This is a genomic window from Citrobacter sp. wls714 (genome assembly GCF_005281025.1).
Taxonomy (GTDB): domain Bacteria; phylum Pseudomonadota; class Gammaproteobacteria; order Enterobacterales; family Enterobacteriaceae; genus Citrobacter; species Citrobacter werkmanii.
Genome location: NZ_SZWZ01000092.1, coordinates 1 through 23,169 on the forward strand (window position 1 = coordinate 1; position 23,169 = coordinate 23,169).

General features: G+C 50.7%; 21 protein-coding genes. 12 read left to right on the forward strand and 9 right to left on the reverse strand.

Features of this window, described 5'->3' with window-relative positions; translation table 11 throughout:
• Positions 1-195: 195 nt before the first annotated feature.
• The 7 genes from FDX11_RS18735 to FDX11_RS18765 all read left to right on the forward strand — a co-directional run bounded on the left by FDX11_RS18735 (position 196) and on the right by FDX11_RS18765 (position 8,903).
• The gene (locus FDX11_RS18735; RefSeq protein WP_006687581.1) at positions 196-804 is read left to right on the forward strand and encodes a glutathione S-transferase; all 609 of its coding nucleotides are present in this window, start codon (positions 196-198) and stop codon (positions 802-804) included.
• Positions 805-902: 98 nt separating this feature from the next.
• Positions 903-2,294, forward strand: coding sequence for an L-seryl-tRNA(Sec) selenium transferase (gene selA / locus FDX11_RS18740; protein ID WP_061380923.1), 1,392 nt, complete (start codon positions 903-905; stop codon positions 2,292-2,294).
• Positions 2,291-4,135, forward strand: a complete 1,845-nt coding sequence (selB, locus tag FDX11_RS18745; RefSeq protein WP_042311620.1) for a selenocysteine-specific translation elongation factor — start codon at positions 2,291-2,293, stop codon at positions 4,133-4,135. Before selA ends, selB begins: the two co-directional genes overlap by 4 nt.
• 188 nt (positions 4,136-4,323) lie before the next feature.
• A complete protein-coding gene (gene yiaY / locus FDX11_RS18750) occupies positions 4,324-5,475 on the forward strand; it encodes an L-threonine dehydrogenase (RefSeq protein ID WP_137349124.1) in 1,152 nt (383 codons plus the stop codon).
• Positions 5,476-5,567: 92 nt separating this feature from the next.
• Positions 5,568-7,106: an aldehyde dehydrogenase AldB gene (aldB, locus tag FDX11_RS18755; RefSeq protein WP_137398362.1), complete on the forward strand. Its 1,539-nt coding sequence runs from the start codon at positions 5,568-5,570 to the stop codon at positions 7,104-7,106.
• Positions 7,107-7,437: 331 nt separating this feature from the next.
• Entirely contained in the window at positions 7,438-7,761 is a 324-nt protein-coding gene (locus tag FDX11_RS18760; RefSeq protein WP_042311625.1) for a DUF3302 domain-containing protein, read from the forward strand.
• Between the two features lie 5 nt (positions 7,762-7,766).
• Entirely contained in the window at positions 7,767-8,903 is a 1,137-nt protein-coding gene (locus FDX11_RS18765) for an HlyD family secretion protein (protein ID WP_042311628.1), read from the forward strand.
• 16 nt (positions 8,904-8,919) lie between these two features.
• Here FDX11_RS18765 and FDX11_RS18770 read toward each other — a convergent pair whose 3' ends face one another.
• Positions 8,920-9,870, reverse strand: coding sequence for a LysR family transcriptional regulator (locus tag FDX11_RS18770; protein ID WP_042311631.1), 951 nt, complete (start codon positions 9,868-9,870; stop codon positions 8,920-8,922).
• A gap of 121 nt (positions 9,871-9,991) precedes the next feature.
• On the opposite strand from FDX11_RS18770, the gene FDX11_RS18775 reads away from it, so the two are divergent.
• On the forward strand, positions 9,992-10,732 hold the full coding sequence (locus FDX11_RS18775; protein WP_038635252.1) for a MipA/OmpV family protein: 741 nt from the start codon (positions 9,992-9,994) through the stop codon (positions 10,730-10,732).
• 87 nt (positions 10,733-10,819) lie between these two features.
• Here the strand turns inward: FDX11_RS18775 and FDX11_RS18780 are convergent, their stop codons facing one another.
• Together FDX11_RS18780 and FDX11_RS18785 are read right to left on the reverse strand one after the other, a co-directional pair.
• The gene (locus FDX11_RS18780; RefSeq protein WP_042311633.1) at positions 10,820-12,775 is read right to left on the reverse strand and encodes a glycoside hydrolase family 127 protein; all 1,956 of its coding nucleotides are present in this window, start codon (positions 12,773-12,775) and stop codon (positions 10,820-10,822) included.
• 10 nt (positions 12,776-12,785) lie between these two features.
• Complete coding sequence (locus FDX11_RS18785) at positions 12,786-14,186, reverse strand: MFS transporter (protein WP_137398363.1); 1,401 nt, start codon at positions 14,184-14,186, stop codon at positions 12,786-12,788.
• 252 nt (positions 14,187-14,438) lie between these two features.
• Between FDX11_RS18785 and FDX11_RS18790 the strand changes: the two genes are divergently transcribed.
• Positions 14,439-15,251 carry an AraC family transcriptional regulator gene (locus tag FDX11_RS18790; protein WP_042311635.1) on the forward strand — a complete coding sequence of 271 codons (813 nt, stop codon included), beginning with the start codon at positions 14,439-14,441 and terminating at the stop codon, positions 15,249-15,251.
• Between the two features lie 4 nt (positions 15,252-15,255).
• Here the strand turns inward: FDX11_RS18790 and FDX11_RS18795 are convergent, their stop codons facing one another.
• Both FDX11_RS18795 and FDX11_RS18800 read right to left on the reverse strand, forming a co-directional pair.
• On the reverse strand, positions 15,256-15,729 hold the full coding sequence (locus tag FDX11_RS18795) for a hypothetical protein (RefSeq protein WP_137349121.1): 474 nt from the start codon (positions 15,727-15,729) through the stop codon (positions 15,256-15,258).
• Positions 15,719-16,519 carry a winged helix-turn-helix domain-containing protein gene (locus tag FDX11_RS18800; RefSeq protein WP_052511198.1) on the reverse strand — a complete coding sequence of 267 codons (801 nt, stop codon included), beginning with the start codon at positions 16,517-16,519 and terminating at the stop codon, positions 15,719-15,721. Before FDX11_RS18800 ends, FDX11_RS18795 begins: the two co-directional genes overlap by 11 nt.
• Before the next feature lie 423 nt (positions 16,520-16,942).
• Between FDX11_RS18800 and FDX11_RS18805 the strand changes: the two genes are divergently transcribed.
• The 3 genes from FDX11_RS18805 to FDX11_RS18810 all read left to right on the forward strand — a co-directional run bounded on the left by FDX11_RS18805 (position 16,943) and on the right by FDX11_RS18810 (position 19,344).
• On the forward strand, positions 16,943-17,332 hold the full coding sequence (locus FDX11_RS18805) for a helix-turn-helix domain-containing protein (protein WP_042311638.1): 390 nt from the start codon (positions 16,943-16,945) through the stop codon (positions 17,330-17,332).
• A 178-nt stretch (positions 17,333-17,510) separates the two neighbouring features.
• On the forward strand, positions 17,511-18,413 hold the full coding sequence (locus tag FDX11_RS25545) for a hypothetical protein (protein ID WP_249360749.1): 903 nt from the start codon (positions 17,511-17,513) through the stop codon (positions 18,411-18,413).
• The gene (locus tag FDX11_RS18810) at positions 18,370-19,344 is read left to right on the forward strand and encodes a methyl-accepting chemotaxis protein (protein ID WP_249360750.1); all 975 of its coding nucleotides are present in this window, start codon (positions 18,370-18,372) and stop codon (positions 19,342-19,344) included. Before FDX11_RS25545 ends, FDX11_RS18810 begins: the two co-directional genes overlap by 44 nt.
• Before the next feature lie 40 nt (positions 19,345-19,384).
• Here FDX11_RS18810 and araD read toward each other — a convergent pair whose 3' ends face one another.
• The 4 genes from araD to FDX11_RS18830 are packed head-to-tail and all read right to left on the reverse strand — an operon-like array spanning position 19,385 to position 23,091.
• Positions 19,385-20,080 (reverse strand): L-ribulose-5-phosphate 4-epimerase, encoded by a 696-nt coding sequence (araD, locus tag FDX11_RS18815; RefSeq protein WP_042311643.1) that lies wholly within the window; start codon positions 20,078-20,080, stop codon positions 19,385-19,387.
• Positions 20,074-20,934, reverse strand: a complete 861-nt coding sequence (locus FDX11_RS18820) for an L-ribulose-5-phosphate 3-epimerase (RefSeq protein ID WP_042311646.1) — start codon at positions 20,932-20,934, stop codon at positions 20,074-20,076. The genes araD and FDX11_RS18820 overlap by 7 nt, the downstream gene beginning before the upstream one ends.
• Positions 20,927-21,589, reverse strand: coding sequence for a 3-keto-L-gulonate-6-phosphate decarboxylase UlaD (gene ulaD, locus FDX11_RS18825; RefSeq protein WP_042311650.1), 663 nt, complete (start codon positions 21,587-21,589; stop codon positions 20,927-20,929). The genes FDX11_RS18820 and ulaD overlap by 8 nt, the downstream gene beginning before the upstream one ends.
• Entirely contained in the window at positions 21,589-23,091 is a 1,503-nt protein-coding gene (locus tag FDX11_RS18830) for an FGGY-family carbohydrate kinase (RefSeq protein WP_042311654.1), read from the reverse strand. The genes ulaD and FDX11_RS18830 overlap by 1 nt, the downstream gene beginning before the upstream one ends.
• Between the last annotated feature and the right edge of the window lie 78 nt (positions 23,092-23,169).

The window sequence follows — 23,169 nt, forward strand, 5'->3', positions numbered from 1 at the left end:
TCTCCGTGACGTATTGATACGTTTGCAGAGAACCATACGTCCTGAATAACTCAGCGAAAAGCATGTTGTATAAAAAGCAGCTGAAATTAAGAAAACGTTTAGGTCATAAGTAAAACAGTAAGAATGGAAGCTATCATCTGCCATTTGTCTCCGTCTGAGCCATACTGATATTTTTGTTGGCAAAAAGGACCCGGCATGAAACTCATTGGCAGCTATACCAGCCCTTTTGTGCGTAAAATTTCTATTCTGTTACTGGAAAAGGGCATCACCTTCGAATTTGTAAATGAACTCCCCTACAACGCGGATAGCGGCGTGGCGCGCTATAACCCGTTAGGAAAAGTGCCCGCGCTGGTTACTGATGAGGGTGAGTATTGGTTTGATTCTCCAATCATCGCGGAATACATAGAGCTGCTGGATATTGCGCCGGCTATGTTGCCGCGTGAACCGCTGGCGGCGCTGAAGGTACGGCAGTTGGAGGCGCTGGCAGACGGCATTATGGATGCCGGTTTAGTCTCGGTACGCGAACAGGCTCGCCCCGCCGCACAGCAGTCAGAAACTGAGTTGTTACGCCAGCGGGAGAAGATCACACGCAGTCTGGATGTGCTGGAAGGCTATCTGGCGGACGGTACGCTGAAAACTGATACGGTTAACCTGGCCACCATTGCGATTGCCTGCGCTGTCGGCTATCTCAATTTCCGTCGGGTCGCGCCCGGCTGGTGTGTGGACCGCCCGCGTCTGGTCAAACTGGTGGAAACGCTCTTTCAGCGCGAAAGTTTTGCCCGTACGGAACCGCCAAAGGCTTGATACACGTTATGTCCGCCTGAGCAAAGTCACGATACAATCCTTCCTATATCGATATCCCTCTCCACGGTGGAGAGGGCCACCAACAGCCAGGCCCTTTCATGACAACCGACATGCGTTCACTCTACAGCCAGCTTCCTGCTATCGATCGTTTATTGCGCGATAGCGCTTTCTCAGCCTTACGTGAATCCCACGGTCATACCCGGGTAGTTGACCTGCTACGTCATATGCTCGACGAAGCCAGAGAAGCCATTCGCGACGCCCACGCGCTCCCGGCATGGTGTGAGGACTGGGCGCAAGAAGCCAGAGCCAGGCTGGAAAGAGAATCGCAAAGCGCGCTGCGTCCAGTGATTAACCTGACCGGAACGGTGCTGCATACTAACCTGGGTCGTGCGTTGCAGGCCGAGGAAGCCATCGATGCGGTGGTGCAGGCGATGCGCACGCCGGTGACGCTGGAATACAGCCTGGATGATGCCGGGCGCGGACATCGGGATCGGGCGTTGGCGGATTTACTCTGTCGCCTGACGGGGGCCGAAGACGCTTGTATCGTGAATAACAATGCGGCAGCGGTGCTGCTGATGCTGGCTGCCACGGCTAACGGCAAAGAGGTGGTCGTTTCGCGCGGTGAACTGGTGGAAATTGGCGGCGCGTTTCGTATTCCTGATGTGATGTGTCAGGCCGGATGTATGCTGCGCGAAGTGGGGACCACCAACCGCACCCACGCGAAAGATTACCGCCAGGCGGTGAATGAAAATACCGGCCTGCTGATGAAGGTGCACACCAGTAATTACAGCATCGAAGGCTTTACGAAGTCGGTGGATGAGGCTGAGCTGGCCGCCATTGGCCGGGAGCTGGATGTACCTGTGGTGGCGGATCTCGGCAGCGGTTCGCTGGTCGATCTCAGCCAGTATGGTTTGCCGCAGGAGCCAATGCCGCAGCAACTGATTGCCGCAGGCGTGAGTCTGGTGAGCTTCTCTGGCGACAAACTGCTGGGCGGGCCGCAGGCCGGGATTATCGTCGGTAAAAAAGAGATGATCGCCCGCTTGCAGAGCCATCCGCTGAAACGTGCGTTACGGGCAGATAAAATGACGCTGGCGGCGCTGGAAGCAACGCTGCGTCTGTATCTGCACCCGGAAGCGCTGGCGGCGAAGCTGCCGACATTACGCCAGCTCACTCGCTCGCAAGAGGCGATTTACGCGCAGGCCCAGCAATTACAGGCGCAGCTTGCCGATCGTTACAGCGACGAGTTTGCTTTGAATGTGATGCCTTGCCTGTCGCAGATTGGTAGCGGTTCGTTGCCTGTTGACAGGTTACCCAGCGCGGCATTGACCTTTACCCCGCATGACGGGCGCGGTAGCCGCCTCGACGCACTGGCCGCCCGCTGGCGTGCGCTGCCCGTGCCGATCATTGGGCGAATTTATGATGGCCGCATGTGGCTGGATCTGCGCTGCCTTGAAGACGAGACCCGGTTTATGGAGATGATGCTGAAATGATTATTGCGACCGCCGGACACGTTGACCACGGAAAAACAACGTTATTACAGGCAATTACGGGCGTGAATGCCGACCGTCTGCCGGAGGAAAAAAAGCGTGGCATGACCATCGATCTCGGCTATGCCTACTGGCCGCAGCCGGATGGGCAGGTGTTGGGGTTTATTGATGTTCCCGGACACGAAAAGTTTTTGTCCAACATGCTGGCGGGTGTAGGCGGTATCGACCACGCGCTGCTGGTCGTCGCCTGTGATGACGGCGTGATGGCGCAAACGCGTGAACATTTGCAAATTCTGCAACTGACGGGCAATCCGCAAATCACCGTGGCGCTTACAAAAGCCGATCGCGTGGATGAGGAACGCATCAATACGGTGCGTGAAGAGGTACGCACCACGCTGGAAAACTATGGTTTTGCCGATGCGGCTCTGTTTGTGACTGCCGCCAGTGAAGGCCGTGGGATCGAAGAACTGCGCGACCATTTATTGCAATTAACCTCACGCGAGCATGCCCGCGATCACAGCTTCCGCCTGGCGATTGACCGTGCTTTTACGGTCAAGGGCGCAGGGCTGGTGGTGACCGGGACGGCGCTCAGCGGTGAAGTGAATGTCGGGGATACGCTGTGGCTGACGGGCGTCAACAAGCCAATGCGCGTACGTAGCCTGCATGCGCAAAACCAGGCCACTGAGCATGCTCATGCCGGGCAGCGTATTGCGCTGAATATTGCCGGTGATGCGCAAAAAGAAGAGCTTAACCGCGGCGACTGGCTGCTTTCCGATGTCCCGCCAGAGGCTTTTAACCGCGTGATTGTCTCTTTAGAACATGCCGCGCCGCTGACGCAGTGGCAACCGCTGCATATTCACCACGCGGCCAGCCATGTCACCGGGCGCATCTCATTGCTTGAAGGTACGCTGGCGGAACTGGTGTTTGATACACCGTTGTGGCTCGCCGATAACGACCGCCTGGTGCTGCGCGATATTTCTGCCCGCACGACGCTGGCTGGCGCACGCGTCGTCACGCTCAACCCACCGCGCCGCGGAAAGCGTAAACCGGAATATCTGCAGTGGCTGTCGGCGCTCGAAAATGCACGCAGCGACGGCGACGCCCTGGCGCTGCATCTGACGCGTGGGGCGGTGAATATTCCTGACTTTGCCTGGGCGCGCCAGCTCAACGGCAATGGGATGCGCCCGTTGATTGAGCAACATGGTTTTATTCAGGCGGGGTACAGCCTGTTGAATGCGCCCGTTGCCGCGCGCTGGCAGCGAAAAGTCCTCGATACGCTGGCGACCTATCACGAACAGCACCGTGATGAGCCAGGGCCAGGGCGCGAACGCCTGCGTCGTATGGCGTTGCCGATGGAAGATGAAGCGCTGGTATTGCTGCTGATTGAAAAGATGCGCGAGAGCGGCGCTATCCATAGCCATCACGGTTGGCTGCATTTGCCGGATCACAAGGCGGGTTTCAGCGATGAACAGCAGGCTATCTGGCAAAAAGCAGAACCGCTTTTTGGCGATGAGCCGTGGTGGGTGCGCGACCTGGCAAAACAAACGGGAACGGATGAGCAAATGATGCGCGTGGCATTACGACAAGCGGCGCAGCAAGGCATTATTACTGCGATCGTGAAAGATCGTTATTACCGTAACGATCGGATTGTGGCCTTCGCCAACATGATCCGCGAACTGGATCAGGAGAAAGGATCGACCTGCGCCGCCGATTTTCGCGACAGGCTTAATGTGGGGCGTAAATTAGCTATCCAGATTCTGGAATATTTTGACCGGATTGGTTTTACGCGTCGTCGCGGAAATGATCATTTATTACGCGATGCATTACTGTTTCCTGAAAAATAATGAAACAATTAATTCAGAAATCAAATGAATTAATACAATATATATATTGATTGAAATCAGCACATTAGATTATGAACCTAATGTGCTCTTTTATTCTGAATGTTATTAAAATAACAACCTCGATCATATTTTGTTGGAAATTTCACACGTATGCTTCCTGACTCTTTTGAGTAATTAAGGATCGTACAATGGCTGCTTCAACATTTTTTATTCCTTCCGTGAATGTAATCGGCGCTGATTCATTAAAAGATGCGATGAAAACCATGGCTGAATATGGTTTTCGCCGCACGCTAATTGTCACGGATGCCATGTTGACCAAATTAGGTATGGCTGGTGAGATTCAAAAGGCATTACAGGAACATGGTATTTTCAGCGTAATTTACGATGGTACGCATCCTAACCCCACGACCAGCAACGTTGCTGCTGGCCTGAAAATGCTGAAAGAAAACGACTGCGATAGCGTTATTTCTCTCGGCGGCGGTTCGCCACACGATTGTGCGAAAGGTATCGCGCTGGTGGCCGCTAACGGTGGCTATATCGGTGATTACGAAGGCGTTGACCGCTCTGCAAAACCGCAGTTGCCGATGATTGCCATTAACACCACGGCGGGTACAGCATCTGAAATGACCCGTTTCTGCATCATTACCGATGAAGAACGCCATATTAAAATGGCGATTGTCGACAAGCACGTCACTCCGCTGCTGTCGGTCAATGACTCCTCGCTGATGGTCGGTATGCCGAAATCTCTGACGGCGGCCACCGGTATGGATGCGTTGACCCACGCTATCGAAGCCTACGTTTCTATTGCTGCGACCCCGATTACCGATGCGTGTGCGCTGAAAGCGGTCACCATGATTGCGGAAAACCTGCCAGTTGCCGTTGAAGATGGCAGCAATGCTCAGGCGCGTGAAGCCATGGCTTATGCGCAATTCCTTGCAGGTATGGCATTTAACAACGCCTCTTTGGGTTACGTGCACGCCATGGCGCACCAGTTGGGTGGCTTCTACGATCTGCCACACGGTGTATGTAACGCCGTGCTGCTGCCGCATGTGCAGGTTTTCAACAGCAAAGTTGCTGCCGCTCGTCTGCGTGATTGCGCGGCTGCGATGGGCGTTAACGTTGCTGGACTGAGTGCAGAGCAAGGGGCGGAAGCCTGTATCGCGGCGATCCGTGAACTGGCGCAGAAAGTGAATATTCCGGCTGGTCTGCGTGAGCTAAACGTGAAGGAAGAAGATTTTGCCGTTCTGGCGACCAATGCCCTGAAAGATGCCTGTGGTTTCACTAATCCGATTCAGGCGACACATGAAGAAATCATGGCGATTTATCGTGCTGCGATGTAATTCGTGATACCTGTCGTAAAGCAGTAAAAGGCTGGCGAATTATTCGCCAGCCCCGTCTACCCTTGTAGTACCCCTACAGCAAGGAGACGGTCATGACCAATAACCCCCCTTCAACGCGTATTTATCCCGGCGAGTATGGTTACCCTCTGAAGTTAAAAGCCCGATACGATAACTTTATCGGCGGAGACTGGGTCGCGCCGGTGGACGGCGAGTATTACCAAAACCTGACGCCGGTCACCGGGCAATTGCTGTGCGAAGTGGCCTCTTCCGGTAAGAAGGATATCGATCTGGCACTGGATGCCGCGCACAAAATAAAAGATAAATGGGCGCAAACATCCGTACAGGACAGAGCGGCGATTCTGTTCAAAATCGCCGATCGTATGGAACAAAACCTGGAGCTGCTGGCGACGGCAGAAACCTGGGATAACGGTAAGCCCATCCGTGAAACCAGCGCGGCAGACGTGCCGCTGGCGATTGACCATTTCCGCTATTTCGCCTCCTGTATTCGTGCGCAGGAAGGGGGGATCAGCGAGGTTGATAGTGAGACCGTGGCTTATCATTTCCATGAGCCTCTTGGCGTGGTCGGGCAAATTATCCCGTGGAACTTCCCGCTGCTAATGGCCAGTTGGAAGATGGCGCCCGCGCTGGCGGCGGGTAACTGCGTGGTGCTTAAACCTGCGCGCCTGACGCCGCTGTCTGTGCTGCTGCTGATGGAGGTCATCGGCGATCTGCTCCCGCCTGGTGTCGTGAACGTGGTAAACGGCGCGGGTGGGGAAATCGGTGAGTATCTGGCGACGTCTAAACGTATCGCAAAAGTGGCGTTTACCGGCTCAACGGAAGTCGGCCAGCAGATCATGCAGTATGCCACGCAGAACATTATTCCCGTCACGCTGGAGCTGGGTGGGAAATCGCCCAATATCTTCTTCGCGGACGTGATGGATGAAGAAGATGCGTTCTTTGACAAAGCGCTGGAAGGCTTTGCGCTATTTGCCTTTAACCAGGGCGAAGTGTGTACCTGTCCGAGCCGCGCGCTGGTGCAGGAATCCATTTACGAACGCTTTATGGAAAGAGCCATTCGCCGGGTGGAGAGCATCCGCAGCGGCAACCCGTTAGACAGCGTGACACAAATGGGGGCGCAGGTTTCACATGGTCAACTGGAAACCATTCTGAATTACATCGATATTGGTAAGAAAGAAGGGGCGGATATCCTGACCGGTGGACGGCGCAAGCAGCTGGATGGTGAGTTAAAGGAGGGGTACTACCTCGAACCGACCATTCTGTTTGGCAAGAACAATATGCGGGTTTTCCAGGAGGAGATCTTCGGCCCGGTACTGGCTGTTACGACCTTTAAAACCATGGACGAAGCGCTGGAAATTGCCAATGACACCCAATATGGACTTGGCGCTGGCGTCTGGAGCCGTAACGGAAATCTCGCGTACAAGATGGGCCGCGGGATTCAGGCGGGGCGTGTCTGGACCAACTGCTACCATGCTTATCCGGCACATGCGGCGTTCGGCGGCTATAAGCAGTCGGGCATTGGGCGCGAGACACACAAAATGATGCTTGAGCATTATCAACAAACCAAATGCCTGCTGGTGAGCTACTCGGATAAACCGCTGGGGCTGTTTTAATATCCCGTCACTTACTGCCCGGTCGCATTTAGCGTACCGGGCATCAAGTTATGTCCTGCAGCTTAAAGTATGAAAAATATACCCTATGGATTTCGTGTTGCTTCGAGGCGGTAAGAGAGGGAATCTCCAGGAGCTTACTCCGGTAAGTGACTGGGGTGAACGTACGCAACCAACAAAGAAGCAGTTCGAAAGACGACGGGTATATAGAAAGTCATATATCGTTATATAAATAACCCCATTGCATCCAATCTGGTCATTCCACTACTATTATCAACTCTATTTTTTAAATAAATAGCAGCCAAGTTCTTTAATTTAAATCCCTGAGGCAAATATGTTCCTTGATTATTTTGCATTAGGAGTGCTTATTTTTGTATTCCTGGTCATTTTTTACGGGATTATTATTCTGCATGATATTCCCTATCTCATTGCAAAGAAACGTAACCATCCTCATGCCGACGCTATACATGTTGCGGGCTGGGTTAGCTTGTTTACCTTACATGTTATTTGGCCCTTTTTATGGATCTGGGCAACGCTTTATCGCCCGGAGCGCGGGTGGGGTATGCAGAGCGCGGATTCTTCCCTGATCCAGCTTCAGGCGCGGGTTGCCGATCTGGAAAAGAAACTGGGTGAGGTTAAGACCTCTCCGGCGGAGTAATATCGATGGATTTACTGATTGTTCTGACCTATGTGGCATGCGCATGGTCGATATTTAAAATTTTTAAAATTCCTGTAAATAAATGGACGGTACCCACTGCGGCATTGGGTGGTATTTTCATTGTTTGCGGACTTATATTACTGATGAATTATAACCATCCGTATACCTTTAAGGCGCAAAAAGCGGTAATTTCTATTCCCGTGGTGCCGCAGGTCACGGGTGTTGTAACGGAAGTGACGGATAAGAAGAATACGCTGATCAAAAAAGGCGAAGTTCTGTTTAAACTTAATCCAGGACGTTATCAGGCGCGGGTTGATCGTCTGAAAGCCGACATTGTCACCGCTCAGCATAAAGAGCAGGCACTGGTTGCGCAGCTAGACGAAATGAAAGCTAATACGCAGCGGGCAAAGGCGACGCGTGACAAGCTGGCAAAAGATTACCAGCGCTATGCGCAGGGGAGTCAGGCGAAGGTCAACCCTTTTTCTGAACGCGATATCGATGCGGCTCGTCAAAACTATCTGGCGCAGGAAGCATCGGTGAAATCGTCTATTGCGGAGCAACAGCAAATCCAGAGCCAGTTAGACAGCCTGGTACTGGGTGAAAATTCGCAAATTGCCAGCCTGAAGGCACAACTCGCCGAAGCGGAGTTTAACCTTGACCAGACCGTGGTTCGTGCGCCCAGCGATGGTTACGTTACGCAGGTGCTGATGCGCCCCGGAACCTATGCCGCCGCGCTGCCTATGCGTCCGGTGATGGTGTTTATCCCGGAACAGAAACGGCAAATTATCGCCCAGTTCCGTCAAAACTCGCTGCTGCGACTGGAGCCAGGCGATGAAGCAGAAGTGGTGTTTAACGCCCTGCCGGGGAAGGTATTTAGCGGCAAACTGGCTGCTATCAGCCCGGCTGTACCGGGTGGTACATACCAGTCGAACGGGGCGTTGCAATCATTAAACTCTACGCCCGGTTCAGAAGGGGTGATCGCCACGATTGAACTGAACGACAATGCGGACGTGAGCGCGTTACCTGATGGGATTTACGCCCAGGTCGCCGTTTACTCTGACCACTTCGAACATGTGTCAATCATGCGCAAAGTCTTGTTGCGGATGACCAGTTGGGTGCATTACCTGTATCTCGACCACTAGGTGCAGGCTATTTTGCTTACTCAGACAGCTGTAGCGTCTGAGTAAGCTGCTGACGTATCTCCGCTAACATTGCGTCGAGAATAAACTGTACACGCCAGGGCTGATATTCACGCTTGCGGAAAATCGCCACCAAATCCAGCCACCATTCGTGCTGTTCGGAGAAACAGGGAACCAACAATCCGGACTGAACATCTTTTTGTATACTCGCATAAGGCGCAAAAACAATGCCCAGATGATTACGCGCCAGCGCCAGCGCGGATTGCGTATTGTCACAGACGTAGTTTCCGGTCACCCGATAATCATGCATTTCCTTGCCGCCCGCGGAGCTGAAGCGCCAGATATTGGCCTCATCAATCATCATGGAATCGATTAAAATACAGGAATGATTTTCCAGCTCATCAGGGCTGTTAATGGGATGCTGTTTGATATATTCAGGGCTGGCAAACGCCATCACTGCATATTTGGTAATAAAGCTGGCGACCAGTGATTCATCTTTAGGATGCGCATAGGTAATTAAAACGTCACAATCATCCGGGAAGTCTACACCTTCATAAAATGCTTTCCGTTCAAGATTGCAGGTTTTCAGCGAGAGAGTAATACCACCGATATCCTGAATTTTTGCAATAACATGTTGCGATAAGTAAGCAATAATTCCGGTTGGTGCATATACCGTTACCTTGCCACGTTTTTCATGCTTATAATCAGCGATGAAACTATTTAGCTGATCGTTTCTGTCCAGCATGTCATTGATGTAAGGTAGCAGCGCTACACCAAAGGGCGTCAGGGTCAACTGTCGGGTGGTGCGATCAAAGACCTTTAACCCAACTTTTGATTCAAAATCAGCAAGGTACTTGCTGACATTAGCCTGTGCGATGCCGAGAACCGTAGCGGCATGACTGATGTTTTCACTGGCAGCAATTACCGAAATAATCTTCAGTTCCCGGTGTTTGAGTTGTAATTTGTTCATCGCCAAACCCAATATATATATGTTTGTATATATTACTATATAAATATGGAAGTTGCATCGATGAAATTGTAAGCATTATTATGCACCCGCTTTGTGGCTTATTTTAAAATGGAATGTTGGCATGTTAATTAAACGCAATATTGTGGCGCTGTTCGCCTTTTCTTTTATGGCGAGTGCAACTGCCGCAGAGTTTTCTATTGGCGGTGGCGCTGTATATAATGAATCTCCTTATCGTGGATATAATGATAATGTTCATGCAGTACCGCTTATCAGTTATGAAAGTGAATCATTTTATTTTAGGCAAACAACGTTAGGCTATATTCTTTCAAAAAGTGAAAGTAATGAATTTAGCATTACTGCTTCTTACATGCCGCTTGAGTTTGATCCCGGTGATAACGACGATCATGCGATGAAGCAGCTGGACAAGCGTGATGCAACCGCGATGGCGGGTGCCGCATGGTATCACCATGAAAAATGGGGCAGTGTGAAGGTCTCTGCCGCAGCGGATGTGCTGGATAACAGCAATGGCTGGGTGGCGGAAATGTCTATGTTCCGCCAAATGCCAATGGGCAAGCTGACGCTGACGCCGGCGATTGGCGTGCTCTACTATGACGAAAACTTCAACGAATATTACTACGGCATCTCTGGCAATGAATCCCGCCGTAGTGGGTTATCAAGCTACTCCCCAGGGGACAGCTGGACACCGTATGTTGGCCTGTCCGCTAAATACGCGTTGACCAGCAACCTGACGCTGCTGGCCAGCGCCAACTATAGCGTGCTGCCGGATGACATTAAAAATAGCCCGATGGTTGATCGCGATGACAGCTTTACCTTGATGTCCGGTCTGACCTGGCGTTTCTGATTCTCACCCGTTTGTCCTCAGGGAGGAGGGCAATCTTTTCATGATGCTTTGACGGATGGGGCTAACTGCCGCCATCCGTCGTCATCGTTACTGCTCGTTTATCCAGATTCGCATTTCGCCTTCACCACGGTTTGCCCAGCTAAACCACGGAATGAACGTCAGCGTATGCGCCTGACGCGAAGCTGGTGAAATATCGTAGTGCCACAACGCTTGTTGTGCCGCATTGTGGGTACTTTGCTTCACGCCTTCCGCCTGAATTAACATCTTATGGCTGAACAGTCCCTTACCCTCAAAGACCCTGAACTCACTCTCTTTTGGCAGCCACAGGTTATGCAACTCTTCGCCGTTGTCGGCCTGCTCCAGGCAATACACCAGCGGCCCACGCTGAATGGCGACCTTACCGGCAACATGGCGCACCAGTGGGTTTCCGTATACGCGACGCACGGGCATCGGCAGGGTCAGGCTTAGCGTATCCCCCTCCCGCCAGGTTCGGCTGATGTGCAAATAGCCTTTACGTACATCTTGTGCAACCGGTTGACCATTCAGCAAAATCTGCGGCGCGGTACACCAGTCCGGCAGGCGTAACGCCAGGGTATGATCGACCGGCAGCGGTGATTCAATGGCGATTGTTACCTGCTCATGCCACGGGTAATTTCCGTTAATGCGCAGTTTAAGCACGCCGTCTGCCACAGGAACTTCCATGCTATTGCCCACATACATGTTGATATACAGTGCGTCCTGACGTGGCGTATAGATGTAATGGCCAATAGAAGTGAGTACGCGGGCGATATTGGGCGGGCAGCAGGCGCAGCCAAACCAGCGCTGGCGAACGGGCTTCACATGGTCGTAAATATGATTGAATTTTAAAGATTTAGGATGCACCTCCAGCGGGTTAACGTAGAAGAAGTGCTTCCCGTCCAGCGCCATGCCGCCAAGTACGGTGTTATACAGGGCGCGCTCCATCACGTCGGCATACTGGCTGTCTGCTTCCATTTCCAGCATCCGGCGGGCGAACATCATCAGCCCGATTGAGGCGCAGCTTTCGGCATAGACGGAATCGTTGGGTAGATCGTAATCGCTGCTAAACGCTTCGCCGCTGCTTTGCGAACCGATCCCGCCGGTAATATACAACTGACGCTGGGCCATATTGTTCCACAGACGCAAACAATCCTGACGCTTGCTTTCGTCCTGACTTAGGCGTGCCAGATGCGCCACGCCGGTCATCAGATAAACAAAACGTACGGCATGACCGATAGCCTCTTGCTGCTCTGAAACAGGCTGGTGTGCCTGGCTATAGGGCTTATCCTTCACCATCCACGCCGGACCGTAGGTGTGCCAGTAAGACGTTTGGCCGCGTTTTTCGTACTCTTCGTCATAAAAATGAGGTTGCGCACCGCGTTGCTCAACAAAGTAATTTACCAGCGCCATATAGCGTGGTTGCTGAGTGACTTCGTACAAACGCATTAATGCCAGCTCGATTTCCGGGTGTCCGGGGTAGCCGCGCAGTTGATTCTTTCCCAGCCCAAAAACGCTGTCGATATGATCTGCCAGGCGGCACACCACCTCTAACAGACGACGTTTTCCCGTCGCCTGGTAGAAAGCAACGCCCGCTTCAATCAAATGACCCGCACAGTACAACTCATGGCACTCAGCGAGATTAGTCCAGCGTTCATCTGGGGCTTTGACCGTAAAATACGTATTGAGGTAGCCATCATCACACTGGGCGGCGGCGACCAGTTCAATAACTTCATCGGCAGTTTTCTCAAGCTCCGCATCGGGCTTCTGGCACAGCGACCAGGCGACGGCTTCCAGCCATTTCGCCACGTCGCTGTCCTGAAAAACCATCCCGTAAAACTCGCCTTGCTGAAGGCCTGCGGCGATGCGGAAATTCTCGATCGCATGGCTTGGCTCCGCTTCTGTAATGCGGTCATTGAGCGCATCCCACTGGTAGGGGATCACCACGTCACGCACCAACTGCTGATATTGTCCGAGGAACGGATCGCTGACCGTGAGCTTATGCAGGTCGACTTCCAGTACATTCATTTCGTGCTCCTTAAGGCTGTACATGACGTTGACGCAGATCGGTAGCAATGCGCGACATCATCGGGTTATTGAGTTTGCAGATGCGGACAGACAGCGCCAGCAGCAGGTGGAACAGTGCGGGCAGCAGCGTCTCCATGGCAGTAATCCCTTGCAAAGAACTGGCGGTTTGATTACCGGCGCCGGGATGATAGGCGACAAAAATAAACAACAGGCTGATGATCCCCGCACTGGAGGCCCAGGCCAGTTTGATGAAGAACAGGTTGAAGGCGAAATTCATGCCGGAAGAGCGCACGCCGGTTTTCCACTCGCCGTAATCATCGGCGAAGGCCATCAGCGAGAAGTGCAGCGGTAGCGTGAAGCCCAGGATAATGCCGTTACCGAGGATAATCGCCAGCCACAATGTCTGATAAGCCGGGCCGGTTGGCAGGAACCACATCAGCACCGCCAGCGCGGCCAACATCAGGTTGGTGTAGTAATAGAGTTTGACGGTATCAATGCGTCGGGTCAGCGGGCTGACGAGCACTGAACCGATGATAGAGGCAAAGGTTACCATGGTGAAAAACAGCGACGTGTAAGCGGTGCTGCCTTCCAGCACATAGGTAATGAAATACATATATCCGCCGCCGCGAATATTAAAGACGTTAATCAGCAGGAACGACATCACCAGCATCAGCAGCAACTGGTCATTTTTGCGCAGACCGCCAATATGTTCGCGCAGGGTAAATTTCCCCATCATCGCCAATGGCACACGTTCACGCACCCAGAAAAAACAGCACAGGAACATGACCACCGCGATGGCGCACAGGACACCGACACCGAACTGGTAACCCTGCGCGGCATTGCCCTGGCCCAGCACATCCACCATCCACGGCAGGCCGACGGAGACAAGGAATCCCGCCACGCCGCACAACACAAAGCGCCAGGACTGGCAGGCGATCACCTCATTGTGGCGGGTGGTCATGGTGTTAATCAGCGCACAGTACGGTACGTTGATGGCGGTATAGCCGACGGAGAGCAACAGATAGGTGCAGAATGCCCAGGCGATTTTTACGCCCATGCTGGCGTCTGGGACGGTGAACGTGAGCACGCCAATAATGCCAATAGGAACCGCGACCCATAGTTGCCAGGGGCGAAAGCGTCCCCAGCGGCTTTGCGTCCGATCGGCGAGAACGCCCATGATGGGGTCGGAAATCGCATCAAACACGCGCAGGGCAATAAACAATGTGCCGACCAGCGCGGGTGTTAACCCGAAGACATCCGTGTAGAAGAACGTCAGGAAGTTCATGATCAGGCAGGTAATCACCGTCCCGCCTGCATCGCCTAACCCATACCCTATTTTTTCACGAAGGGATAATTTGTCGTCTTGTGCACGCTGTGCCAAATCAGATGTCGTAATCGGAGCCGAAGTCATAAATAACTCCCGGAAGTGATGTTCGGAAAGTGTCCCGCTACGCTGCGGGTTATTTGGATGTAATTTGCAAAATACCTGATTAATTTTGCACGATATGTTTGAGTCAACAAGGGAAGAGAAAAGTATAAAAAGGTGACAATTCCGACTTCATTGGGAAAATGTGATTTCGATCCGGCGAAAAGCAATTTTATCGTGAATAATCAAAGGTAAAGGTCGGTTTAATTAATGCAAAAAGCGGGAATTTGAATATATATGCTCGAATTGTCCATGTCTCTTCCGATTAAAGTGCAAAACGGCGGGTTATTTATTTCTCGTGGCGTCGGCAGTCATCCCGCACGGCAATTGCAATCCTGGGAAATAATCTTTGTCGAAAAAGGGACATTAACGATTCGCGAAGGCCATACTGTTTTTTGCGTGAATGCCGGAGAAAGTTTGCTGCTGTGGCCGCATCGCTTACATATTGGCGTCGGGCAATTTCCGCCCGATTTAAAATTTTACTGGCTGCACTTTGAGTTAACGACAGGAAACGATGCTTCATCAACAGAACCGTTACTTGCGATTCCTCAGCATACCAGGGTGAGCGAGCCGCAATATATTATTTCGCTGTTTCGCCAGTTTTTACGCGAGCAGGAAAACATTCATCGCAGCATGGCGCTGGAACTGATCCTGTTGTTGATTTTGCAGCAAATATCCGCGGCCGCCGGTGAGCAACCTGTTGATAGCCCTGGGAATGCGCTGGCATGGAAAGCGCAACAAATGATCCACACCCAGTTCCACCTGCCGATTGGTGCTTCAACGCTGGCGAGAGAACTGCATTGCAATGCCGACTATCTGGGACGTGTTTTCCGCGGCGCTTTTCGGCTGACACTCACCGAAGCGTTGCATCGTCAACGGGTGAGGGCGGCAGAAAAACTGTTAATCAGCGATTCGCTGTCGCTCACTGAAGTGGCGCGGAGATGTGGATTTAACGACGTGGGCTATTTTCGCAAAATCTTCCGCAAGCATACCAGCCTGACTCCAGCGGCCTGGAAACGGCGCTATTGTAAGGAACATATAAACTCATAATCGATCAGTTGTTGTTACGTGTACAATAGAATAAAGGGGTATGGTCGTAGAGAAATAAATATCCATCGGCGTTCTGTTGTATGACTTGCAGGGCAAGTCCTCGATTGTGTTTCCTGAAGAAATCAGGTTTCCAGCTAAGGATAGGAATATCCCTTTTAGGTAGTTCGTTTGTTGATTTTGAGAACAGGTAAAGATTTTGCCCTTTACGCCAATAATCAAAAGTCACTTTATTACTGGTTTTTATTTCATGACCCTGTCGATCTCTGTAAATACCGGTTGCTTCATATTTACCCGAATCACCAGAAAAAGTGAAGTTCATGAGTACTTCATAAGATGAGATTTGGTCCTGCAATGTTAATTGGGCTTCACAGGAAAAATATTTATGCGCGGTAGACGTGCGCCAGCGGATGATAAATGTGGCCGCCAGTCCTGCTAAAAATATAATCCATAAGAATAAAGAAATTTTCTTAGTCATCATATTTCTCCATGAAAAATAATGATTTGCACTTTGCGAGAGAGGAGTTTATTTTATCGCGGCATATCAGAATAGACGTTCCGGATTGTGAGTTATTAAGTGTCATATATACAGTCTTTGCTGGTGGGCAGGTTAAGTTTTGTTTGGCGTAGAACTGGTTAAAGACTTGAGTACTTTTCTCCTTGCCTGACCATGACGAGTAGACCTGGCAGCCATGTAATTTACCAATATCTATGTAATGAGCATAAAAAGAGTTTTCATGCTGATGTGAGTAGAGAATGAAAAATAGTAAAAATATGCCACCAAGAAGTGGTATGAATATAGTTCGCTGAAGAAAATTACTCTTGAATACATTTTTTTTTGCAGCGGTTGCCGGGGGGGAGAGTTCTACCGGAACGGCAACCTGCCGGGCAGTGCGAGCGGTCATGAACTCATCGAAAGGAATTGTCACTACATGAGCTTCAGCTTTGAAGCCTATTTTTGGCAGAGTGAATATGATTTCCTCATCCAGACCCACTCCTCTGAGAGCTTTCCTGATCAACGCAATACTCTGATATATCGCATTGGTGGAGACAATCGCCCCATTTTTTTCCCATACTTCACTGAACAGATACTTCTGGGTAACGGGCTGATGGTTATGCTGTAGCAGCAGTAAAAGGCAGGCAGACACTGGCGCGTGCAGCGAGATGTTTCTTTCTGGGTAATCCTTTAGAGAAGTTAGACGATTTTTATCAGGTTCAAAAACAATTAATTTATTGATAATGATGACATTTTTCACTTTCATGCCCAACATGTAACAAAGAGAGTCCGTTCTGAATCAGAATAAATCATCAAACATCATTACCCAGTTTCAGTGGAATGGCTTAAGGTCAATCTCAACGAAGTGATTATCACGCAACAGAATGCTTCAGTGAAACTCAAACAGAATTATTATCCGTGATTTGAGATAAATAATTGGTTTTGCATTGTCATTATGAGTGCGTACGATTTGTTAGAGATTTATTCTGTAAATTTGCTGCTTGAAAAAGTATCATTTTATTAACCGGTATATTATTTTACATTTTATTCTGATTTTGGCTGGAATGTTGCTAGAGGAAGGGTGCACAGAATGTATATTGAAATTAATTTTCATCACTTTACACTTGCAGTGTGAAAGTAAAGGAGGAATGAGAATGTCTGGATATCATCGGCTGATGTTAAAGTGAGTCGCTGAACTATGAAATATCAATTACAGGGATTTATGATTGGTAGAGAAATTTTTTTCGATGTTAAAGAAGCCAGAATATTTAGACTTCCGGTACATAAGATGGATAGCATCATTTTATTTGGTGGTATATTTCTGAATAGTACGATGTTTCGTCTGTTGATCTATCTTTTGATAAACGCCGAGAATCGATATGTATCGCGAGATGAATTACTTAGCAATATCTGGGAAAAATATGACTTAAGTGCCTCAACACAACGGTTATGCAAAGTAGTAAGTAATTTGAATAAAAAATTGAGCCTTTTAGGGTTGCCTGCAGATACCATTGTTAATGTTAAAGGCAGTGGCTACATTATAAGACTGAATAATATAAAACCGCTATATGGTTTAGTTGATTTTTAATATAAGTCCGACACCTGTGGAAAGTTTTTTTTCGTGAGCGTGATGTCGCCTCCGAAATATTATCCTGGGCAGTAATGCCCAGGGTCTTTTTACAGGGTAAACATTTCTTACTCCGGTTTCTGTATCAAGTGGAAAATATTAATCACTTCTCTGGGCATTTCTACTGGATGGCATAAATATGAAAATAAAGTACTTTTTTCTAAATTTAAAATTAAATAAAAAGATGCTATTAGGTTTTTCTGCGATGTTTATCATCATGATTTCTATTATGGCTTCAGGATTGTTTGGCTTAAGGCAAATCCAGGAACGTGTTGATAAAAATGCAGTTAGTATCAAACTCCTCGAAAGTTTGGCAGCAGCAAAACTTAGCCGAATTAGCTATGAGTTATCTGGAGATGCCGCTTATTTTAAACAAAATAAGGTTGCTATGGCGCAATTGTCACAGCATCTTGAAAATTTGTTTGCTTTCACATGGTCTGAAAGTGGTCTGGATATTCTTAATCGAAGCAAACGCGCACTGAAAAATTGTTTCGAAGATTGGGAAGTGTTTGACTCATTAATGACGAAAAAGGTAGCAATGCAACAACGGCTTGATAGTCAGGATTTTTACACTAAATCAACGAGCTTAAACCGCTGGAGCTATGATATAGCTTTGCAGCCAGAACTCGGGATGATGATATCTCAATTTAGTTTTGCGATGAGTGATTTGGATACATTGCTCAGTGAATATTTGAAGTCACCGACAGAAAATAAATTGCATACGCTACAAACCCGTATTGATGAAAGTCTGGCTCTTGGCGAGCGATTCAAATCATTATTATCAAGCGAGAGGCAATCCTATCTTGACAATATTATTAAGGAAATAAAAGGTTACGCCAGTGATATTGTGCCTTATCGCCAATTAAATAATGAGGTGCTTGAAGTATCCAGTAAGCTGGCAAATGGAGATTGTGGCTTTAGTGGGAATTGGTATCGGGATTTTATTGGCATGGCTGATTACGCGCTCGATAACGTTGCCAATTCAGGATACTTTACGTTTGGCAGAACAGATTGCCAAAGGGGATCTGACTCACGATCTTAAGACTGAACGACGCGATGAACTGGGTTCATTAATGCAGTCGATATATACAATGAATAACAATCTGAAAACGATTATTCATGACGTGAGAGAAGGTGTAGATAGTGTCGCACGCTCTTCATCAGAGATAGCATCGGGAAATATTGATTTATCTTCTCGTACAGAAGAACAAGCGGCTGCTGTGGTTGAAACTGCGGCGAGTATGGAAGAATTAACTTCAACTATTGCACTTAATGCAGCAAATGCCAACGATGCGCTAAAGCTGTCTGAACTTGCAGCGAAAAAAGCCAATGAAGGATGCCAAATTTCTCAGGTTGTTATTGAATCAATGAAAAACGTCCGAACTAGCTCACACCGTATTTCGGAAATTACCTCTGTAATTAATGGGATCGCTTTTCAGACGAATATTCTGGCGTTGAATGCTGCCGTTGAAGCAGCACGCGCTGGGGAGCAGGGGAAAGGGTTTGCAGTTGTTGCAGGAGAGGTTCGTAATCTTGCCCAGCGCAGCGCGCAATCAGCTAAAGAGATTGAGGAATTGATCACTGATTCGGTTAAACAGGTTGATTCCGGTTTTGCATTGGTTGAACGTTCGGGGATTGCGATTGCGGATATTGAGCAATCAGTCATTCGGATGCGCGATATTATGGCGGATATTGCACTGGCAACCAGTGAGCAAAGTCGGGGTGTTACTCAAATTGCTCAGGCAATGACGGAAATGGATACGACTACACAACAAAATGCGGCGTTGGTTGAGGAGTCCTCTGCAGCAGCGAGTTCGTTAGAGGAACAGGCGCTTAAGCTTGAAGAGGCTATTTCTGTTTTCCACGTATCACATGAATATAATAACATCCCACAGACTCTAATGGGCATTCGAAAAATGAGTGTAGAAGCTGTGAAGCAGGAAAGTAATCACAATAACTGGGTTAAATTCTAAATAATTAGCCGCTGCTAACTGGCAGCGGCTATCACTTATGCTACTGCCCGTAATAGGCATTCGCGCCATGTTTACGTAGATAGTGTTTATCCAGTAACTCAGGCTGCATATCCGGTAACTGCGGGGCCAACTGGCGTGAGAACAGCCCCATATAGGCGCACTCCTCAAGTACCACTGCGTTATGCACAGCATCCGCGGCGTTTTTACCCCAGGCGAACGGGCCGTGTGAATGCACCAGTACCGCCGGAACCTGCATCGGGTTCAGGTCCCGTTGCTCAAACGTTTTAATGATCACTTCGCCGGTCTGGTATTCATATTCACCGTTGATCTCTTCCATGGTCATCAGTCGGGTACATGGGATCGTGCCGTAAAAGTAGTCGGCATGCGTGGTGCCCCATGCCGGGAGATCAAGACCCGCTTGCGACCAGATTGTCGCGTGGCGTGAGTGCGTGTGCACAATGCCGCCGATCTCAGGGTAACGGCGATACAGCGCCAGATGAGTTGGCGTGTCGGAAGAGGGTTTTTTACTGCCTTCAACCACGTTGCCGCTGGCGATATCCACCACCACCATATCATCGGCGGTCATCACGTCATATTCCACGCCGGATGGCTTGATCACCATCAGCTTGCGTGTTTCATCTACTGCGCTGACGTTACCCCAGGTAAAGGTGACTAAACCATGTGCCGGCAGCGCCAGATTCGCCGCCAGTACCTCGGCTTTCAGTTGTTCTAACATGGGAAACCTCCTTCCTGCATACGGTCTTCTATCCAGCGTCGGGCCTGGATAATTTCCAGCACCGGTTCTTTTGCTTTTTCCGTCCACATTTCAATCAGAAACGATCCGCGATAGTTCAATTGATGCAGCGTTTTGAAGATGCCCACAAAGTCCACACATCCTTCGCCAAAGGGGACATCGCGAAACTGGCCCGGATGAGTTTCGGTTACCGGCAGCGTGTCCTTCAGATGGATCGCGGCGATACGGTCGATGCCCAACGTCAATTCAGCCGTAACGTCATTACCCCATGCGCTGAGGTTGCCCACGTCCGGGTAGACGGTGAACCACGGCGATGAGAGCATTTCATCCCACTTTTTCCACTTGCTGATCGAGTTCATAAATGCGGTATCCATGATTTCTACCGCCAGCATCACCTGCGCGGCGGCGGCTTGCTCAACTGCCCATGCCAGCCCCTCGGCAAAGCGCTGCTGTGTACCTTCGTCATGTTCTTCGTAATAGACGTCGTAACCGGCCAGTTGAATTGTGCGAATACCTAAATCCCGGGCCAGGCGGATGGCTTTGGTCATGATGTCGCGTGCCCGGGCGCGGACGGCTTCATCGCGACTGCCAAAGGGAAAACGGCGGTGGGCCGACAGACACATAGAAGGAATGGCCACGCCGGTTTCCAGCATCGCGCTCACCAGCGATGCGCGCTGGGCAGGAGTCCAGTCAAGGCGCGACAGACGTTCATCGGTTTCATCTACCGACATTTCAACGAAATCAAAACCGCAGCTTTTCGCCAGCACTAACCGCTCCGGCCAGGTGAGGTCTTTGGCCAGCGCTTTTTCATAGATACCTAACGGATGGTTACGCATATTTTGCTCCCCAGATGGCGTCGATTTGCGCATGGAATTCGGCGGCCACCTGCGCCGGGTTTTGTGCTCCCGCCAGCGCGCGTCCAGCGATAAAGGCTTTGACGTTGATGTCGCGAAACAGCGGCAGGTCGGCGGGCGTAATTCCACCGGTAATCGACAGCTCCAGACCGATATCAGAAAGCGCCTTCATCCGCGCCAGATCCGCTTCCCCCCACAGTTGACCGCTGGCCTGCGCATCGCGTCCACGATGGTAAATCGCCTGGCGAACGCCGACGCGATACCAGTCGCGGGCATCATCCAGGGTCCAGTTGCCGAACAGTTCCATCTGAATTTCGCCGCCGCAGGACTGCGCGACGCCATGGCCTTTTTCCACCGTAGCGAGCGGTGCGGCGCAGATGATGGTCATCCAGTTGGCGCCTGCGTCAAACGCCTGCTGTGCGAGAGTTTCGCCCGCATCGGCCACCTTCCAGTCGGCGACGATGATTTTATTCGGGCACTGTGCTCGCAGCGCTTTCACGGCGGAAAGGCCTTCGGTTAAGCAGAGAATAGTGCCTGCCTCAACGATATCGACACTTTCCTGTAGCAGCGCGACATCGCGTTGGGCCGCTTGCAGATTCGTGTGGTCAAGCGCCAGTTGCAGTAATGGTCGACTCATTATTCGTGCTCCTTAATACGGGCGTGATAGCCCTGCAGTGCGGTAATTAAATTCTGGTATTGGCGGTATTTGCGCTGATAGTTCGCATGCGCCGCGGCGTCCGGCAACAGGGTGCGTACCGGGTGCTGTAAGCTGCGCTGGGCATCGCTGAAATTGTGATAAACACCGGTGCCTACGCGGGCGGCGAGCGCTGCGCCAAAGCAGCCTGTCTCTTCAACCTGCGGCAGTTCGATACGTAAACCGCTGACGTCCGCCAGCATTTGCATCCAGACGTTGGAATGCGCCGGACCACCGGTAACGCGCAGGGTATGCGCCTTGGTAAAGCGCTCACGCATACGGTTGAGGTGGGTCATATGGCTGAAAACCACGCCTTCGTAGATGGCCTGTAACAAGTAGGCACGGGTGTGTATAGCCTGCATGCCATAAAAACCGCTGGTCATCTCCATCCCGGCGTTACTGCCATACAAAAAAGGCAGGAATAAAAGATCGCTACTGGCTTTTGGCAAGCTGGCAACGGCCTGGTTGATCTCATCGAAAGAGAGTTCGCCCCACTGGGCGGTAAACCACTCCAGATTGCCGGAAGAGGTCGGGCTGGCTTCGTGAACGATGTACTGCCCATCATTGACATAGCGGCCATAGACGTAAGGATGCGCTTCGTGGTTGCGCAGGCCGTGAGCGATCCCGCTGGTGACGGCCCAGGTTCCCATCACCGCGTTGAGGGTGTGTTCATCTTCGATCCCGGCGCAGAGTGCGGTGGAAACCACATCAAACAGACCGCCGACGACGGGAGTACCCGCCGCCAGACCGGTTATGGCGGCTGTTTGAGCGGTGATTTCCCCGCATATTTCTGCTGAACCGACAATAGGCGGTAGCGCATTGTCGACTTCACTGATGCCCAGCCACTGGGTCAGACGCGGGTCGTACTGGCCTGTCGTCATGTTGTAGAGGTTGGACTCAGAGATGTTGCTCTCTTCGCAGCCTTTCACGCCGGTTAAGCACCAGCGCAGGTAGTCATGGCCCATCATGACGCTGCCGATTTGCGCGTAGCGTTGTGGTTCATTTTCTTTCACCCAGCGCAGGAGGGATGCGGGATGTCCGGTCCATAATGTCTGGCGGGTGATCGGGTAGAGCTGCTCGGGGATCCCATCCTGCTGCCAGCGCTGAACGATGCCCATCGCACGTCGGTCGGAAGAGAGAATGGCATTGCCCAGCGGCTTATCCTGTTTATCGAGAAGGAACAGTCCCTTGCCCTGAGCGGAAATACCGATGCCTTTGATTTGTTCACCGGATACGCCAGTGCGCTTCAACAGCCCGGCAATGGTGGCAACACACTGTTGCCACAATTGGTGCATATCGCGTTCGGCGTAACCCGGTAATGGCGATACGGTCTGCAACGATTGCCGGTTAATTCCATGCTCATGACCTTTGGCATCATACAAACCGGCTTTCAGATAGGTACCGCCACAATCGATCCCCAGCCAAAAGGTCTCTCTATCACTCATCTTTGTTATCTCATTTTTGCCGGATGGCGCTGCGCGTATCCGGCCTTGGGTATTTATTGATTTTGTAGGCCCGGTAAG